The following is a 16,265-nucleotide window of genomic DNA, read 5'->3' as shown; positions in this document are numbered from 1 at the left end:
GATGGAGCCCCTCACCGGCGACCTGACCAGACTCCGTGACTTTCGGCCCTCCGACCTCGACGACTACCTGGCAATCGCCGGCGACGACCGGGTGACCGCCTGGATGGCGTTCGACAGCTACGACCGCGAGAAGGCGGCGGAGATGCTGGCCGGCATCATCGAGCGCTCGGCGCGGGAGGACCGCCCGGAGCACATGCTCGCCGTCACCCGCCAGGACGGCGACCAGGTGATCGGCTTCGCACGGATCGCTCCGAGTGGGCCCTGGGCGGCCAAGCTGGGCTATGCGATCCACGCCGACCACTGGGGGCACGGCTACGCGACCGACGCCTCCCGCGTGATGCTCGACTTCGCCTTCGGCCCGCTCGGCAGGCACCGGGTCACCGCGGCGATCGGCCCGGAGAACGAGGCCTCGATCGCCGTCGTCAAGCGCATCGGCTTCACCTATGAAGGCCACCTGCGCGATCACGTCTTCACGAACGGCAACTGGCGCGACTCCCTCCTCTACTCGCTGCTGGAGGACGAGTACGCCGAGCGTTCGTCCGGCGGCCGCCTGGAACCTTGACGGGACCGGTCGAGGCACACTGGTCGTATGACCGCCACCCTCGCTGGACCGCTGGACCCGCTGCGAGACGGACTCGCGCGGATGATCATGACGAAGGTGGCGGGTCCGGACCCGCGCGCTGAACGCAACCGGGTGCACAACACACCCGGTCCACGCTGGTTCGCACCGGACCGCCCGATCCGCCGAGTGCATGGCGACGCGTCAATGTTCGCCGGCGGTCTGCGCGCCCTGCTGCTGCAGTCGCTGCATCCGCTGGCAATGGCGGCCGTCTCGGCGCACTCCGGCTACCGCGGCGACCCGTGGGGGCGGTTGCGCCGGACCAGCTACTTCCTGGCGATCACGACGTACGGCGCGGTCCCGGACGCGGAGGAGGCGATCGCCCGCGTGCAGGGGGTGCACGAGCGCGTCCGCGGGACCAGTCCGGACGGGGTCAAGTACCGAGCTTCGGACCCGCATCTGCTCAAGTGGGTCCACCTGGCCGAGCTGGACAGCTTCCTCGCCGCCCACCAGACGTACGGCGTTCAGCCGCTCGACGCCACGGAGCAGGACCTGTACGTCGAGGACGCCGCACTCGTGGCCCGCAAGCTCGGTGTGGTCGACCCTCCGACCACCATGGTCGAGCTACGTCAGATGCTGGCCGAGTATCGGCCGGAGCTCCGCGGCACGACCGAGGCACGCCAGGCTGCGCGCTTCATGCTCGTCCACCCGCCGGTGCCGTGGGCCGCTCGTCCGGCGTACGGCGTACTCACGGCCGCCGCGGTCGGACTGCTGCCGTGGTGGACCCGCTGGCCGCTGCGGCTCCCGTACCTGCCGCTGGCCGAGCGGACCGTCGTTCGCGCGGCCGGCGAAGGCCTCACCCGCACTATCCGGTGGGCCCTGACCTCACCCATCCTGGGAAATATCGAGGTTTAGCGGCGGACTCGCCGGTAGGTTGTTCTCGTGCCGCTGCGTCCTCATCGCCCACTCCCCCTGGCAACGCCGGCGGGAGTCGCGGTGCTGACCAGGATTCTGACCCAGGGCCCGATCCCGCGGGTGGAGATCGCGCGCCGGACCGGGCTGTCCCAGGCGGCCGTGACGAAGGCGGTCGCGCCGCTGATCGAGACCGGGTTCGTCACCGAGCAGGGGGCGGTGCCGGCCGAGGTGGACAGCCAGCTCGGCATCGGACGGCCGGTCAGCCCGCTAACCGTCGTACCGAGCAGCGTGTCCGTGATCGGGGTGAAGGTGACCCCGACCAGCCTGATCGGGGTGACCACGGACTTCACCGCCGGGATCCTGAGCGTCCGGCACGAGAAGCTCGACGACACAGCGCCGGAGCGGGTGATCGAGCGCCTTGCCGAGCTGGCGAAGGCGTTGATCGGCTCGCTGAAGTCGGGCGAGGCGTTGGCAGGGCCGCTGATCGGGATCGGCGTCGCGGTGTCCGGTGATGTGGATGCCCGGCACGGCGTGGTGCGCGACTCGCCGCTGACGGGCTGGCGCGGCGTTCCGGTCGCGGAGTTGCTCGGCAAGCGGATCAAAGTGCCGATCGTGGTCACGAACGACGTCCGCGCGCTGACCGTGGCCGAGCACTGGTTCGGCGTCGGGGTGAACGCGGACTCGTTCGCGGTCGTGACGATCGGCTCCGGCATCGGCTGCGGCCTCTACATCAACGGCGAAGTGGTGTCCGGCGCGTACGGCGTCTCCGGCGAGCTCGGCCATCTCCCCCTCGCACCCGGCAATCTGGTGTGCACGTGCGGCCGGCGTGGTTGCGTGGAGACCGTTGCCTCGTCGGACGCGATCCTGGCGCGGACCCGCGAGACGACCGGGCGTGCGGACCTGGATCTGGCCGGTGCGATCAAGCTGGCCCACGAGGGTGACGAGCATGCGCGGGAGGCGTTCGACCGGGCCGGTGAGGTGATCGGTGCGGCCCTGGCCGCGATGGTGAACCTGGTCGGCCCGGAGCTCGTGGTGATCGCGGGCGAGGGCGTGGCGGAGTACGACCTGTACGAGGAGCGGATGCGGCAGACGTTCGCGGACCATGCCTTCGGCGCCGCGGGAGACTGCCGGCTGATGCTGCGCTCGCACACCTTCGACAACTGGGCGCGCGGCGCCGCCGCCACCGTCATCCGCTCGTACGTCCGCGGCGAACCACCCCTGCAACGCTGACGCGAAAGTTGGGCGGGCCGGGTCTGCGAGCGAGTTCGCCGACCCGCCCACCTCGGGCGATCAGGTCCGGGCCGCGGCCAGGATCTTGCGCCAGACCTTCTTGTAGGACTCCAGTCCGTCCGCGGCCAGCGGGCCGGCCGGACCGGCCGTGATGGAGACCCGCTCGGGGATCGTGCCCCAGACCGGGACGCCCTCCGCGGCGTACTGCTGCATGGCTTCCTGGTAACTGCGGGTGTAGGTCCGGGCCGAGCAGATCACCAGGCCGACCGGGATGTTGTCCGGCACCAGGTCGAGCACGGCCTTCACCCGCGGCGTCTCCACCCCGCCCACCCGGGTCGGGATGATCACGATCCGGGCCCGTTCGAGCGCCTTGTTCAGCAGCCGCTCGTGGGACGGGGGCATGTCGACGATGCCGATGCCCTCCGGCGGCACCTTGTCCAGTGCCTTGCTCAGGAGGCGCTCGGTCGGCGCCTCGGCGATCTCGATCCTGGCCAGGTGCTGGTCGTCGGAGGCTTCGACCCAGTCGGCTGCGCTGCCTTGTGGATCCGCGTCGACCAGAGTGGCTGTGCGGCGGTTGGAAGATGCCAACGAGGCCAAGTACACCGACGTGGTTGTCTTGCCGACCCCGCCCTTCAGTGCAGCTGTCACGATGATCATGAGATCGAACTTACCCGGTTTTGTCCGACATCCGGCGTGTCGTCGGCGTTGCTCGCTCACATCGTGATAGTTGCCCCCGGCCCGTGAGAACAAGCTCAAGGGCGCTTCAGAGCTACTTCCCGAGCCAGGCGTCGACCTTCGACTGGTTGTCCTTGATCCACTTCTCCGCGGCCGCGTCCGGGGTCATCTTGTCGACCGCGATCATCCGGGCTACCGCGTTCTGGTCCTCGTTGGTCCACTGGAAGTTCTTGACCAGGTTGTATGCCGGGCTGCCGGAGTCGGCGAACTTCTTCGAGACGATCTTGTCCAGGTCGTACGGCGGGTAGTCGCAGGCGACCTTGGCCGGGTCGGTGTCGCAGCCGGTCTTGTACGCGGGCAGGTCGACCTTGACCAGCTTGACCTCGTTGAAGAACCACTGCGGCTCGTAGAAGTACGCGAGCAGCGGCTTCTTGTTCTTCTCCGCGTCCCGGAACGCCTGGATCAGCGCGGTCTCGCTGCCGCTCTGCACGACCTTGTAGTTCAGCGCCAGGTTCTTCACCAGCGCCTCGTCGTTCGTCACGTACGACGGGTCGCCGTCGAGCAACTGTCCCTTGTCGCCGGACTCCGACGTCTTGAACAACGCGGCGTACTTGTTCAGGTTGTTCCAGTCGGTGATGTCCGGGTACTGCTGCGCCATCCACGGCGGCACGTACCACCCGATCACGCCTTTGACGCCGGTGGAGCCGGCCTCGACCGCGACCTTCTGGTCGGTGATGTATTTCTTCTTCAGATCCTCGTGACCCCAGTTCTCCAGGTTCACGTCGACCTCACCGGTGCTGAAGCCCTGCCAGGCGATCTCTTCCTTCAGGTCCTTCTTCACCACCTTGCAGCCGAGATCCTGGGTCGCCACGTACGCGACCACGGCCGCGTTCGCCTCGTACCCGACCCACGGGCTGACAGTCAGGTTGAAGGTGCCGCAGTCCTTGCCCGCGGCGACAGCCGGCTTGTCTTCGCCGACCTTCGCACCACCGCATCCGGACAGGGCCAGCGCCACCGCCGTCAGGACACCGGCGTACCGAAGCTTTTTCACCGCTTGTCTCCCATGCTTTTGAAGTGAGTAGAGCGTCGGAATCTCTGCGTACGGCGGGCCGCCGCTTGCGTCACCCGGTCGAGCAACACGCCCAGCAGGACAATCGCCAGCCCGGCCGCCAGGCCCTTGCCGTACAACTCGCTCTGCGCGAAGCCCGCGGCCACGTCGTACCCGAGCGCGCCGGCCCCGACCAGACCGCCGACGACGACCATCGCGAGCACGTAGATCAGGCCCTGGTTGACCGCCAGTGTGATCGCCGGCCGGGCCACCGGCAGCTGCACCTTGCTGATCACCTGCCAGCTGCTCGAGCCGACCGAGTTGGCCGCCTCGACGGTCGCGACCGGCACCGCCCTGATGCCATCGGCAACGATCTTGGTGGTGACGGGTACGGCGTACACGACGGCGGCCGCGATCGCCGTGAACCGGCTGGTGCCGAACAACGCCAGGAACGGCACCAGGTAAACGAACGGCGGCATCGTCTGCCCGGCGTCCAGCACCGGCCGGATCCAGGTGTCGACCCGCCGGTTGCGCCCGGCCCATACTCCGAGCGCAACTCCGGCGGCGACGACCACGACGGTCGCGAGCAGGGTCGAGGCCAGCGTGATCATGCTGTCGTGCCAGAGACCGGTCGCGACCAGCAACCCCGAGCACACCGCGGCCGGGACCGCCCCTCGCCAACCACCGAGTACGGCGGCCAGCGCGACGGCGACCGCGGTCACGAGCCACCAGGGCGACCCGGTCAGCAGAGCCTCGAGCGGGTTGAGCAAACCGTTGGTCACCGCGTCCCGGACGCCGTACGTGAACCCGCCGAAGACATCCTGCACCCAGTTCGTCACGTCGGTGGCGATCACCGCGATCCGTGAACCGATGTTGGCCTCAGACGGGAAGTCCGCCGCCCACACGTAGGTCCGGGAGAACCAGATCGCGACCAGCACCGCGACAGCTCCCGCGCCGAGCAGGATCTTCCGGCGCACACTCGCCGTACGCCAGGGGCGGTCGCCGGCCGCCGTGGTCACGCGGTCGAGCACGATCGCGAGCACCACGATCGCCAGGCCGGCGTTGAACGCGACGCCGACGTCCAGCGTCTGCAGCGCCTTCAGCACGGTCTGGCCGAGACCGGGCGCGTCGATCAGCGCGGCCACGGTCACCATCGACAGCGCGGCCATGATCGTCTGGTTGATGCCCACGACAACGGTCGACCGCGACATCGGCAGCAGCACCTTGGTCAGCGTCTGACCACGGGTGGATCCGAGCGACCGGGCCGCCTCGACGCTCTCCGGCGGGACGGAGCGGATCGCGTGCGCGGTCAGCCGGACGGCCGGCGGCGCGGCGTAGATCACCGTCGCGATCGTGGCCGCGGCCGGGCCGATCGCGAAGAACAACACCAGCGGCGCGAGGTACACGAACGTCGGCAGCGTCTGCATCAGATCGAGGACCAGCGTCGCGACCCGGAACGCGCGATTCGACAGACCGGCCAAGATCCCGAGCGGGATCGCCACCAGCAACGACAGCAGCACGGCCGCGATCGTCAGCGCGAGCGTGTCCATGCTCTCCTGCCACAACCCCTGCAACCCGACGAACACCAGCCCGGCCGCGGTCAGCAGCGCGACCTTCCAGGTGCCGAACGCCCAGGCCAGGTACGCCGCCAGCGCGACGACCCCGAGCCATCCGATCGCCGGGACCGGCCGGTCGTACGACGGTTGGGAGATCAGGTTCTGCAGCAGGACGACCAGGTGGTCGACGCCCACCCGGATCGCGTCGAAGACGGCGTTGCCCTGGCCGACATCGTCGCGGTGGTCGGTCAGCCAGCGGTGGAACGCGGTCGTCTCCTGACCGCCGAGCACGAGGTTGTCGATGCCGCGCAGAACGAAGTACGCCGCAACCCAGACGACGAGCAGGACGCCGACGACCACGCTGCGGCGGGGCCGGCGTACCTCGACGTGGAGGTCGCTGGTGATGGCGGCCATCAGGAGTCCGCGACGACGGCGAGGATCTCCTCGTCGCTGATCACACCCAGCAGCGTGCCGTCCGCGACGACCTTGACCGGGCGGTCCGACTCGAGCACGAGCCGGGTGGCCTCGCGGACCAGGACGTCCGGGCCGAGCTCGGGACCATCCAGCGGCTCCTCCGGGCGCGGTTCGCGGACGATCCAGCGCAGGGTGAGGACATCGGGCCGGTGCACGTCTCGCACGAACTCGCGGACATAGTCGTCGGCCGGTGCCCCGACCAGTTCGTCGCCGGTGCCGAACTGGACCGCGGCGCCGTCGCGCATCAGCAGGATCCGGTCGCCGAGCTTGAGCGCCTCGGACAGGTCGTGGGTGATGAACACCATCGTCTTGCCGACCTCGCGGTGCAGCCGGACGACCTCGGTCTGCATCTCGCGGCGGATCAGGGGGTCGAGCGCGGAGAACGGCTCATCGAAGAGCAGGACGTCCGGATCGTTGGCGAGCGCACGGGCCAGGCCGACCCGCTGCTGCATGCCGCCGGAGAGCTGCTCGGGGTAGAGCTGCTCGTTGCCGGCCAGGCCGACCAGGTCGATGACCTCCTGGGCGCGCCGGCGCCGGTCCGGCTTGCTCTCGCCGCGGATCTCCAGGCCGTACGAGACGTTGTCGATCACCTTGCGGTGCGGCAGCAGCCCGAAGTGCTGGAACACCATCGAGAACTTGCTCCGCCGCAACGCCCGCAGCCGCTTCTCGTCGGCCGCGCGCAGGTCCTCGCCCTCGAAGAACAGACTGCCGGCGGTCGGCTCGATCAAACGCGTGAGACAACGCACCAGCGTCGACTTGCCGGAGCCACTCAGGCCCATCACCACGAATACTTCGCCGGGCGCGACGTCGAAGCTGAGGTCGCGGACGGCCGCCGTACAGCCGGTCTTGGCGTAGAGGGTGGCGCGGTCGAGGGACGCAAGGTCGGGCCGGTGCGGGACCCGCTGCGCCTTCGGGCCGAACACTTTCCACAGGCCCTGGATGGACAGCAGCGCGTCGTCGTCCTGGATCCCGGGATACTCGAGCTGAGCGGTCACAGGTTCACCCTCGCATCCCCGCCACGCGGTTTCGTCGTGAACCGCGACTGTATCCAACCCCCAGTCCCGCGGCGTGTCCCCGGGTGTCTGTCAGGTCAACTATGACTGGTAGGGCTCAACTATGGCTGGTAGGGCGGGGCCTCGCCCCAGCCCCAGTGGGGGACCGGTGCCTTCGGGGGCGGGGTTGCGCCGGGCTGGGAGTTGGCGAGGGCGATCCGCGTGCCCCACTCGATGTACGCGACGAAGGCCGAGCGGAACTCCGGGTCGTCCGGCAGACCGGCCGGGTCCGCGCTCTGGGAGATCAGGGCCGCCCAGCGGGACCGCTGCTCCTCGGTCAGCGCCAGACCGATGTGGTGCGACAGCATCGCCGGGTAGCCGCCAAGCTCGTCGGTGTAACGGCTGGGACCGCGGAACACCTCGCCCAACCAGATCGCCACGTGCTCGCGATGCTGGTCGCTCATGTGCGCGAACACCGGCGCGAGCACGGGGTCATCGAGCACCTTGTCGTAGAAGACCTCGGTCAACCGCCGCAGCGCCTCATGCCCGCCGGCCCATTCGTACAGCGTCGGAGTACTCACGTAATCATGTAATCACACATAGAGGGCAGCCGAGATGGCCGCCAGCTCGGACTCCAGCCGGGTCGCGCCGTCCCCGACGAACCACAGCACGTTCTGCAGGATCCGGCCCGCCGTCCAGCCGAGCGCCCGGTCCCGATCGATCCCGGTGATCTCGAGCATCAGGTCGAACCGGTCCCGGATCGCCCGCGGCACGTCGCCGGTCGCGACCAGGTCGTCCCACCGGTTCCACAACACCGGGAAGACCTCGAACGCCGGGTCCCCCGCCAGCGGCTTGGGATCGATGACCAGCCAGGGCCTCCGCTTCGCTGCCATCACGTTGAGGTAGTGCAGGTCCCAGTGCAGCAGCCGGTCACCGGACTCCGGCAGTAGCTCGGTCACCTGAGCGACGAACCGCCGTACCAGCCGCTGCTCGGCCGGATCGGCCAGCCGGGGGATCAGACCGGGCGCGTCCTCGACCATCGCGCCGGCGATGTCGGCGAGCCGGCGGATCCCGGGCGGAGCCGGTACGGCGCTGAGCCGGGCGAGAAGCTCGGCCAGAATTCGCGTCGCCTCGACGTGGTCGGGCAGGTCGTCCAACGTGCGCGGTTCGAGTCGCTCGAGCAGGAGAGTCGACGTCTCGGGGTCGTCCTCGAACACTTCCACGACATCATCGTGGTTCCACGTCCGCAGGGCGAGGGCCTCGCCGTCGCTTTCGCCGTTCACCGGCTGAAGCTTGAGCATCGCCTCGGCGCCGTCCCGCCGTACGACGGGCAGGATCAGCGAAGCCTCGCCACTCAGCGGCTCACCCGTGACCGTCAACTGCCACCGGTCGAGGTACTTCGCAGCATCCCCAGGCAACCCCGCCAGCCACTCGGCCGACTGCTCGCCGTGGTTGTTGATCAGCTTCGTGGGAATCTCGATCACTCTCGGCACAGTAGGTGGTTGGGCGGCGATGTGCTTGGGTTTTCCCTGTGAGCGAAGTGGAGCGCAGGCATCGGCGGGTGCAGCGCGTGGTCGCGGTCATTTATCTCGGGATCCCGTTGGTATTGCTCGGGTTCGTCGCATGGATCAGCTCGACCGGGCCGGCCGCGGCCTGGATCGGGTGCGTCCTACCGGCCGGGATGCTCGTGCTCGGCTGGATTCTGCGGCGGCGGCACCGCTATCAGCCGCGCTGGTGGGTGGGCGTCGGCGGACTGTACGGCGGTATCGCCGGGCTGGTCGTGACACTGTTCCCGCTGGCGACGGGCGTCTGGTGGCCGGCGATTCTCGCGCTACCCGCGCTCATCGTTGGCGTGGTCGGAGGCCTGGCTCTGGCGCGGTACGCCGATCGCGTGTTGCTGGTGCCCGTCGTACCTGAGCTGGCGGATACGCCGTACGAGCTGGTCTTCCGGCTGCGTGGACTGCCGCTGGCCGCGGTGCTTGTCGGGGCGGACTCGGTGACGATCCAATCGCATCCGGTCCCGCGGTCGGAGCAGCAGTTCCGGACCTATCCGCTGGCCGAGGTGACGGGGACCTTCGAGTTCTCGCTGTCGGGGGCCGAGCGGCTCAAGTTCCCGATCGCGGTGAACCATGTGGTTGCCACTCCTGGACCGGCCGTCATCCTGCAGGCGTCGGGCGAGGACTGGGTCCTGCCGACGAATCAGCCGGACACGTTGATCGACGTACTCACGCGCCGAAAGCCCCACTGACGCCGCGACCGTCGGTCCAGCGCATCGCGAGCGCGAACCCGAGGTCGGCGTACTGCGCCCCCGGGAAGACGCTGTCGTAGATCTCGCGGAACTGCGACCGAGACAGGTACCGGTCGCTCCGTAGGTGGTCGAGCCACGGCTTGCTGTGCCAGAACCGGAACTCGAACCACGCGTCCCGCAACCCCAGCCGCGCGATCTGCCGCGGGAATCCCAGCCAGGCGCCGAGCAGGTACATCCACCCCGGCGGAGTCGGGTAGCGATCGCAGACATTGTCCACCACCGCCACTGTCCCACCGGGCCGAACCAGAGCCTTGAGGTGCTGGAGGCCGGCCCGGTAGTCGGGCAGGTGATGCATCATCGTGTGGCTGTAAACGAGATCGAAGCCGTCGTCGTCCACCGCGAACACGTCGTCCACCCGGTACTCGACATTCGGCTTGGACCGCTTGGTCCGGGCGAGCTCGATCATCGGCTCACTCAGATCGACGCCAAGCACCTCGTCGTACTGCGCAGCCAGCCGCTCGGCCGCATGCCCGGAACCACAGCCCACATCCAGCGCCCGCTCCCCACGCAACCCGAGCCCAGCCACCCACTCCACGTGCTGCCGAGGCTGCAAACTCACGAACCGGTCGTACGCCGCCGCGAACCGATCAAACGAAGCAGGATCCTCAACCATGCCCGGTACGACGCGGCACACGCCGCGATGGTTGGAAGCACCGGCCCGCGACTGCCCGGTGTTGTCGCGGCTTTGCGGCGCAACCCAACGGCGCGGCAAGGTCTTCTCCATCCGCGGTCTCTGATCGGTCAGGAGGCGGCGGCTTCTCGCTCCTTGCGGGAGGTCTCCGCCTTCTCGGCCTGCCAGCCGTCCTCGTTCTTGCCGAGGCGCCAGTAGCCGGAGAGGGAGACGCGGTCGCGGGGGAGGCCGCGGTCGGTGAAGAGGTTCTGGCGGATGCGGAAGACGAAGCCGGCTTCGCCGTGGACGAAGATGTGCGGGTCGCCGGCGGGGAAGTCGAGGGCCGCGACCGCGGCGACCAGACTGTCGCCGCGGGCGGTGTCGCTGCCTGCGCGGTGGAAGAAGGTCACGTCGACCTCACCCGAGCCGCCGAGCTTCTGCTCCTCGGTCTCGTCCTCCACTTCGAGCAGGACGGTCGCCCGTGCGCCCGGAGGCAACTGCTCGACCGCGGCGCCGATCGCCGGCAGTGCGCTCTCGTCACCCACCAGCAGGTGCCAGTCGGCGGCCTCGTTCGGCGAGTACGCACCACCCGGACCGTTGAACCACAGCACATCGCCTGGCTTCGCCGCCGCAGCCCATGGACCAGCCACGCCCTCGTCGCCGTGGTACACGAAGTCGATGGTCAGTTCCTTGCTGTCGTCGTTCCAACTCCGCACCGTGTAGGTCCGCATCGTCGGCCAGTGCTCGGCCGGGAACGTCTCGCGGACCACGCCCATGTCCAGCGGCTCCGGGTACTCGATGCCGGGCTTTCCGAACAGCAGTTTCACGTAGTGGTCGGTGGTGCCGTTGTCCACGAAGTCCTCGGAGGTCAGCACGACCCGGATCATGTGCGGGGTGACCCGCTCGGTCCGTTGGACGACGGCGCGCTTGCAGACGCGGTTACGGCGGGGTGCGGGGTTGGTCACGCGACCACGGTCCTCTCGGGCGGAAGTTAGGTTTACCTAACCGAGGTTAACCCACCAACGCCAACAACCGCCCGGCGAAGGTCGCCAGGACCGAGGCGGTGATCGGCGGCGGTCGGTGGTTCAGCTGCCGGGGGACGAGTGTTAACCGACAGGCCATGTACAGCCTGTGTCGGGGACCGCTACGGTCCGCACGCTGGTCCAATGAGCCAGGTCTTCGGTACGCCGCGGCGCCCGGCGTACACCGTCACGCGGACGGACCGGCTCGGACGGCCGATCTCGCTCGGTGACCCGCTCCCGGAGAGCAAGGCGATCCTCTTCACCGGGCCGCCCGGTATGGGCAAGACCCGGGAGCTGGATCAGGCCCGGGCGCTCGCGGCCCAGCACGGCTGGACGGCGATCCGGGTGGAGGCCTCGGCGCGGGATCCCTTGGAGAACCGCTTCACCCGCGCGATCTCCGCGGATCTCGAGAACCTGCGCGCGCGGTTCGGATGGCTGCGGGTGCGCAAGCTGCGGAAGACGGTCCGTGACCTGACCCAGCGCGCTCGCAACACCCAGCACGGCGCCGAGGTCCGGGTCGGCGCCGGGGCAGTGCAGTTCATCGGTAAGCGGCAGTGGGACGTCACGCCGCAGGACAATCTCGGCACCACTCTGAACGACTTCGCCGACCAGCTCGGAGAACTTGCCGCGAGCAAGGGTCAGCGGGTGCTGCTGCTAGTCGACAACATCGACGCTGCGTCCCCGCGTGACCTGGCCGGGCTGAACGAGCTCGCCGTACACCTGGAGCAGCAGGGCCGCCCGGTGTGGCTGGTCGCGGCCGGTGGCGCGATGGCCACGAGCCGGCTGATGGCCGCTTCCGACCGGATGTCGGGCATCGCGACCACGGTCACCAATCAGTTCGACATCCGCGAACTGGGGCCGATGGCCGATCATGATCTGCGGCCGGCCGTGACGGTACCGCTGCAGCAGGCCGGCATCCGCTACCAGCCCGAGGCGATCGACAGCCTGCTGCGCGCCGCGAACGGCGACCCGAGCCGACTCCGCACCCTCGCCGACACCGCGGTCGCCTTCGCTGATCCCGCCGACGGGATCACCATCGCGACGGCCGCCGCCGCGACAGCTCGCGTCAACGACGAGTCCGCGGTGCTGTACCAGGGCCGGTGGAACCGGTGCACCGACGCGCAGAAGGACCTGCTCGCCAAGGTCGCGGCCCAAGGCCCGAACGGGCTGTCGATGCCGGCCGAGACCCAGGTGGCCGGGCCCGGCCACTGGCAGGCGATCGACGAGGCGCGCCAGGATCTGGTCGCTCGCGGCCTGCTCCGTGAGCACGGCGGCGAACGTGTCACGATCGCCGAGTCCGGCCTCCAGGACTGGGTCAACGACTACCTCGACCAGACCCCGGCGGCACCGACCCCGGCCGGTCAGGAGCTCGCCCGTACCGCGCAGCAGGGCCCCGGGATCGCGCCCGTGCACCCGACCGGCGACCGGGCGGCACTCGTCAGCCAGGTGTTCGGTACGGCGCGCAACCCGGTCCACCCGGTGATCCGGACCGACCAGCTGGGCCGGCCGATCTCGCTGGACCAGCGGCTCCCGCGAGGGACCTCGGTCCTGTTCACCGGTCCGCCCGGCATGGGTACGAGCCACGAGCTGGTCCGGACCCAGGCGTTGGCCGACCGGAACGGGTGGACGGCCATCCGGCTGGACGCCTCGCCGCGCGAGCCCCTGGAGAACCGGGTGATCCGCGCCGTCAACCAGGACATGGACAAGTTCCGCCAGCGCTTCGGAATCGGCGCGGCCCGCGATCTCAAGAAGTCGCTCGGCGAGCTGGCGGTGCGGACCCGGAACGCCCAGAACGGCGCGGAGGTGCGGATCGGTGCGCCCGGTGTGTTCCAGGTCGTCGGCAAGCGGCAGTGGGACGACGCGCCCCGGGACACCGTCGGCAGCACGCTGAACGAGCTCGCGGATCACCTCGGCCAACTGGCCACGGAGAAGGGCGAGCCGATCCTGCTGATGGTTGACAACCTCGACGTCGCGTCGGACCGGGATCTGGTCGCCTTGACCGAACTCTCCGCACACCTGGAGCAGCAGGGCCGGCCGGTGTTCCTGGTCGGGGCCGGTGGCGAGCTGGCCACCACCCGGCTCCTGGGCGCGTCCGGCGGGCAGGCCGGTGTCGAGACCAAGGTCGCCCACCGGTTCGACATCCGGGAGGTGCCGCCGCTGACCGACACGCAGCTGCGCCAGGCGCTCACCGAACCACTGCGCCAGGCCGGCATCCCGCACGAACCGCAGGCTGTGGACAACCTGGTCAAGGCGGCCAACGGCAATCCCAGCCGCCTTCGCACGCTGGCAAGCTCTGCGCTCGAGCTCGCCGACCCGCAGACCGGGATCACCTCCGGGGTGGCGAAGGCCGCGATGGCCCAGCTGAACGACCGCTCACGGACGCTCTACGAAGCCGCGTGGCACAACTGCTCCGACGCGGAGAAGGAGTTGCTGGCGAAGGCCACCGTACGCGGTCCGCACGGGTTGTCGATGCCGGCCGAGTCCGGAGGCCGCGGCCGCTGGGACCTCGACAGCGCCGGTCAGGGCCTCATCTCCCGCGGCCTCCTCCGCAAGTCCGTCGGCCGCATCACCGTCGCCGACCCCGGCCTCCAAGCCTGGGTCCAAACCCGCCTGGGCCACTCCGCCGCCCACGCCGGCGTCGCCCTCCCCACCGCAGCTCAACCCCAACTCTCCACAGGCGACCGCCGAGACGGCCGCCATGCCCCCGGCTCGCCCCGGGAACACAGCGGCCGAACCGTCAACCGCTAACCGCGTCTACTGCCCGAACTCAGGATCATTGGTGTCCGCGACGTAGAACCCGAGATTCTGGCCGGCTTTAAGCAGCTGACGGTCTCCCGAGGCGAAGAGCAAGTCTCGGTCGTTGACCTCCTCGGCCGAGGCGCAATGCAGCGCGTCGTAGCCCCGGAGCGCCTCCGATGACGTGAGCGTCGCCGCTCGGCGAATGACCGGCTCGGTCGGCTCGATGACATTGAGCTCGCGCCAAAGCCGGTCGACTACGCGCAGCGCCCGCACCTCTTGGTCAGCTGTGATCCGGCGGCATCGCACCGCCTGAGCCAGCGCTCCCGCTGCCTCGACATACAGCAATCGAGTGGACATCACATCGTCTGCTTCCTCCCACAGCCGACGGCAGGCAGGTGACGACGCTTCATCGATCAGCAGCGGCACGAAGGCCGACGTGTCGAAGTAACAGATCATCGCCGTTGGTCGCCGATCAGGTCGCTGACGGTTCCCTCGGCTTTGATCGGTGGCGGTGCCGGCCGCTTGGGTTGCAGCGGCGGCCTGACCGTCCCCTCCGCCACCAGTTGTTGCAGTCGTGTTGGTCCGTCGACCGGGATGATCCGGGCGATCGGCTTGCCGTGGTCGGTGACGGTGATGGTGTGTCCTTCCCGCACGGACGCGAGATGACGGCTGAGACCGTCGCGGAGCTCCCGAATCCCGATATCCATCAGTAGTCCTCCTGTGGCCACTTTTCCTCCTTCGATACTAGCCACAATCTGTGTCTCCACTCACTGTGGACACACAGGTGGCCGGTGCGAAGGGCAGATGGTGGGGCAGGGCGGGGCAGATGGGGCTACGGCCAGATGGAGGTGATCCATTCGGGGTGGTCTATGAAGGGGTTCCGGTTGTGTTGGTAGGTGGTGTAGATGACCTCGTTGCGGCGCTGCTCGAAGGCATCGGGCGGGTCGGCGGCGGCCCAGGCCTTCAGGACCGAGAGCCTGCCGATGTACGGCGCGGTGCCGTTGTTCACCGAGTCGTCGAGCTCGAGGTTCGCGAAGCCGTCGTCGCCCTCATAGCGGACGGCCATGTAGAAGATCATCCGGGCAACGTCACCACGGACGGCGGCCCGCGGTGCGAAGGAGTCGGAGTCCGCGGTGCAGCCCGAGCATTGGGCGACCGCCGTACCGCCGTTGTCGAAGTCGAGGTTGCCGCGGGCCGAGTTCACCGATACGTCCTCGGGACGCAGGTGGTGGACGTCGGTACCCGGGCCGGTCGCCGTCCCGAAGTCGCCGTGGGACTTGGCCCAGACGTGCTCGCGGTTCCAGTCGTCGGCGGCGCTGCCGTTCGCGCTCTTGCTGATCGAGCGGCCCGAGTAGATCTCGATCACGTTGTTGCTGTTGGCCGGATCCTGGTCGGTGTCCTTGAGCGCGGTCCAGACCTGGTCGTAGGTCAGCTTGGTCTGGCTGGAGATGATCGTGTGCAGCGCGGCCTTCAACGCGGCACCGGTCTTGCCTTCCGCGCCGGCATAGTAGTCACCCGGATCTGGTCCCGGGTCGGACCCGCCACCGCCGGTGAATGCTGTCGCGTTCTTCAGCCCGGCATGCGAGAAGTACGCCGCGAGCGTGCCGGTGACCGTGATCTGCTGACCGACCAGTCCGGGGTTGCTCTGCAGTCCGTACGACGCGCGGAAGGCCGTCGGGATCTGGACGTACAGCATCGACGACGTACTGGTCTGGGTCGCCGAGTCGGCCAGCGCCAGCGCGAAGTCGTTCGGGAAGTTGCTGCGGACAACGGTGTTGGTGGCGGTCGGCTGACCGACCACGTAGCCCGTGACCGAGGCAGTCGATCCGTCCTGCCGGCCGATCGCCGTACTGACGGTGATGGGCGTGGCGGCGTTCGACGGCGTGATGCCGAAGCCGAGCAGAGCGAGTACGGCGGTGACGACCAGAGCTGGGCGGAACAAGCGGGATCTCAGCACGGCAACTCCCAGGGGCGGGTGGGGACCGGACGCCTGACAGTCTGCCCAGGTCGTCCGGCTACCGAACATCCCGATCGCGAACACGAGATGAAGAGACGGAACCACCACGGCCTGGGATCAGCCGGTGAAGAGTTGAGCCGGTGGGGCGGAGAGCGGGTGAGTGCCGCTCGCCGCCCCACC

Annotated in this window: 16 protein-coding genes; 5 read left to right on the top strand and 11 right to left on the bottom strand. The window is 69.0% G+C overall.

Annotated elements, in window-relative coordinates:
• Position 1 precedes the first annotated feature (1 nt).
• The 3 genes from OG555_RS13730 to OG555_RS13720 all read left to right on the top strand — a co-directional run bounded on the left by OG555_RS13730 (position 2) and on the right by OG555_RS13720 (position 2,704).
• Complete coding sequence (locus OG555_RS13730) at positions 2 to 562, top strand: GNAT family N-acetyltransferase (protein ID WP_329483235.1); 561 nt, start codon at positions 2 to 4, stop codon at positions 560 to 562.
• A gap of 27 nt (positions 563 to 589) precedes the next feature.
• Positions 590 to 1,474, top strand: a complete 885-nt coding sequence (locus OG555_RS13725; RefSeq protein WP_329483234.1) for an oxygenase MpaB family protein — start codon at positions 590 to 592, stop codon at positions 1,472 to 1,474.
• An 81-nt stretch (positions 1,475 to 1,555) separates the two neighbouring features.
• On the top strand, positions 1,556 to 2,704 hold the full coding sequence (locus tag OG555_RS13720) for an ROK family transcriptional regulator (RefSeq protein WP_329483233.1): 1,149 nt from the start codon (positions 1,556 to 1,558) through the stop codon (positions 2,702 to 2,704).
• Between the two features lie 60 nt (positions 2,705 to 2,764).
• Here OG555_RS13720 and OG555_RS13715 read toward each other — a convergent pair whose 3' ends face one another.
• From OG555_RS13715 to OG555_RS13690, 6 genes are all read right to left on the bottom strand, one after another.
• A complete protein-coding gene (locus OG555_RS13715; protein ID WP_329483232.1) occupies positions 2,765 to 3,361 on the bottom strand; it encodes a ParA family protein in 597 nt (198 codons plus the stop codon).
• Between the two features lie 112 nt (positions 3,362 to 3,473).
• A complete protein-coding gene (locus OG555_RS13710; RefSeq protein ID WP_329483231.1) occupies positions 3,474 to 4,430 on the bottom strand; it encodes an ABC transporter substrate-binding protein in 957 nt (318 codons plus the stop codon).
• Positions 4,427 to 6,397: an ABC transporter permease subunit gene (locus OG555_RS13705; protein ID WP_329483229.1), complete on the bottom strand. Its 1,971-nt coding sequence runs from the start codon at positions 6,395 to 6,397 to the stop codon at positions 4,427 to 4,429. The genes OG555_RS13710 and OG555_RS13705 overlap by 4 nt, the downstream gene beginning before the upstream one ends.
• The gene (locus OG555_RS13700; protein WP_329483228.1) at positions 6,397 to 7,452 is read right to left on the bottom strand and encodes a quaternary amine ABC transporter ATP-binding protein; all 1,056 of its coding nucleotides are present in this window, start codon (positions 7,450 to 7,452) and stop codon (positions 6,397 to 6,399) included. Before OG555_RS13700 ends, OG555_RS13705 begins: the two co-directional genes overlap by 1 nt.
• A gap of 119 nt (positions 7,453 to 7,571) precedes the next feature.
• Entirely contained in the window at positions 7,572 to 8,030 is a 459-nt protein-coding gene (locus OG555_RS13695) for a group II truncated hemoglobin (RefSeq protein WP_329483227.1), read from the bottom strand.
• Positions 8,031 to 8,042: 12 nt separating this feature from the next.
• Complete coding sequence (locus tag OG555_RS13690; RefSeq protein ID WP_442914502.1) at positions 8,043 to 8,942, bottom strand: aminoglycoside phosphotransferase family protein; 900 nt, start codon at positions 8,940 to 8,942, stop codon at positions 8,043 to 8,045.
• Between the two features lie 38 nt (positions 8,943 to 8,980).
• On the opposite strand from OG555_RS13690, the gene OG555_RS13685 reads away from it, so the two are divergent.
• The gene (locus tag OG555_RS13685) at positions 8,981 to 9,697 is read left to right on the top strand and encodes a hypothetical protein (protein ID WP_329483225.1); all 717 of its coding nucleotides are present in this window, start codon (positions 8,981 to 8,983) and stop codon (positions 9,695 to 9,697) included.
• On the opposite strand, the gene OG555_RS13680 is transcribed toward OG555_RS13685, so the two are convergent.
• Positions 9,675 to 10,316, bottom strand: a complete 642-nt coding sequence (locus tag OG555_RS13680; RefSeq protein WP_329483224.1) for a class I SAM-dependent methyltransferase — start codon at positions 10,314 to 10,316, stop codon at positions 9,675 to 9,677. The genes OG555_RS13685 and OG555_RS13680 overlap by 23 nt on opposite strands.
• A gap of 182 nt (positions 10,317 to 10,498) precedes the next feature.
• The gene (locus OG555_RS13675) at positions 10,499 to 11,332 is read right to left on the bottom strand and encodes a siderophore-interacting protein (RefSeq protein WP_329483223.1); all 834 of its coding nucleotides are present in this window, start codon (positions 11,330 to 11,332) and stop codon (positions 10,499 to 10,501) included.
• Positions 11,333 to 11,533: 201 nt separating this feature from the next.
• Between OG555_RS13675 and OG555_RS13670 the strand changes: the two genes are divergently transcribed.
• A complete protein-coding gene (locus OG555_RS13670; protein ID WP_329483222.1) occupies positions 11,534 to 14,137 on the top strand; it encodes an AAA family ATPase in 2,604 nt (867 codons plus the stop codon).
• Positions 14,138 to 14,143: 6 nt separating this feature from the next.
• On the opposite strand, the gene OG555_RS13665 is transcribed toward OG555_RS13670, so the two are convergent.
• The 3 genes from OG555_RS13665 to OG555_RS13655 form a co-directional block, all read right to left on the bottom strand.
• Positions 14,144 to 14,584 carry a type II toxin-antitoxin system VapC family toxin gene (locus tag OG555_RS13665; RefSeq protein ID WP_329483221.1) on the bottom strand — a complete coding sequence of 147 codons (441 nt, stop codon included), beginning with the start codon at positions 14,582 to 14,584 and terminating at the stop codon, positions 14,144 to 14,146.
• Positions 14,581 to 14,835, bottom strand: coding sequence for a type II toxin-antitoxin system Phd/YefM family antitoxin (locus OG555_RS13660; protein ID WP_329483220.1), 255 nt, complete (start codon positions 14,833 to 14,835; stop codon positions 14,581 to 14,583). Before OG555_RS13660 ends, OG555_RS13665 begins: the two co-directional genes overlap by 4 nt.
• A gap of 125 nt (positions 14,836 to 14,960) precedes the next feature.
• A complete protein-coding gene (locus OG555_RS13655; RefSeq protein ID WP_329483219.1) occupies positions 14,961 to 16,085 on the bottom strand; it encodes an endonuclease in 1,125 nt (374 codons plus the stop codon).
• Between the last annotated feature and the right edge of the window lie 180 nt (positions 16,086 to 16,265).

This window comes from Kribbella sp. NBC_01484 (genome assembly GCF_036227145.1).
In the GTDB taxonomy this organism is placed as follows: Bacteria; Actinomycetota; Actinomycetes; order Propionibacteriales; family Kribbellaceae; genus Kribbella.
Note: the sequence above shows the minus strand (reverse complement) of the source record. Positions and strands in the feature narration are given on the sequence as shown.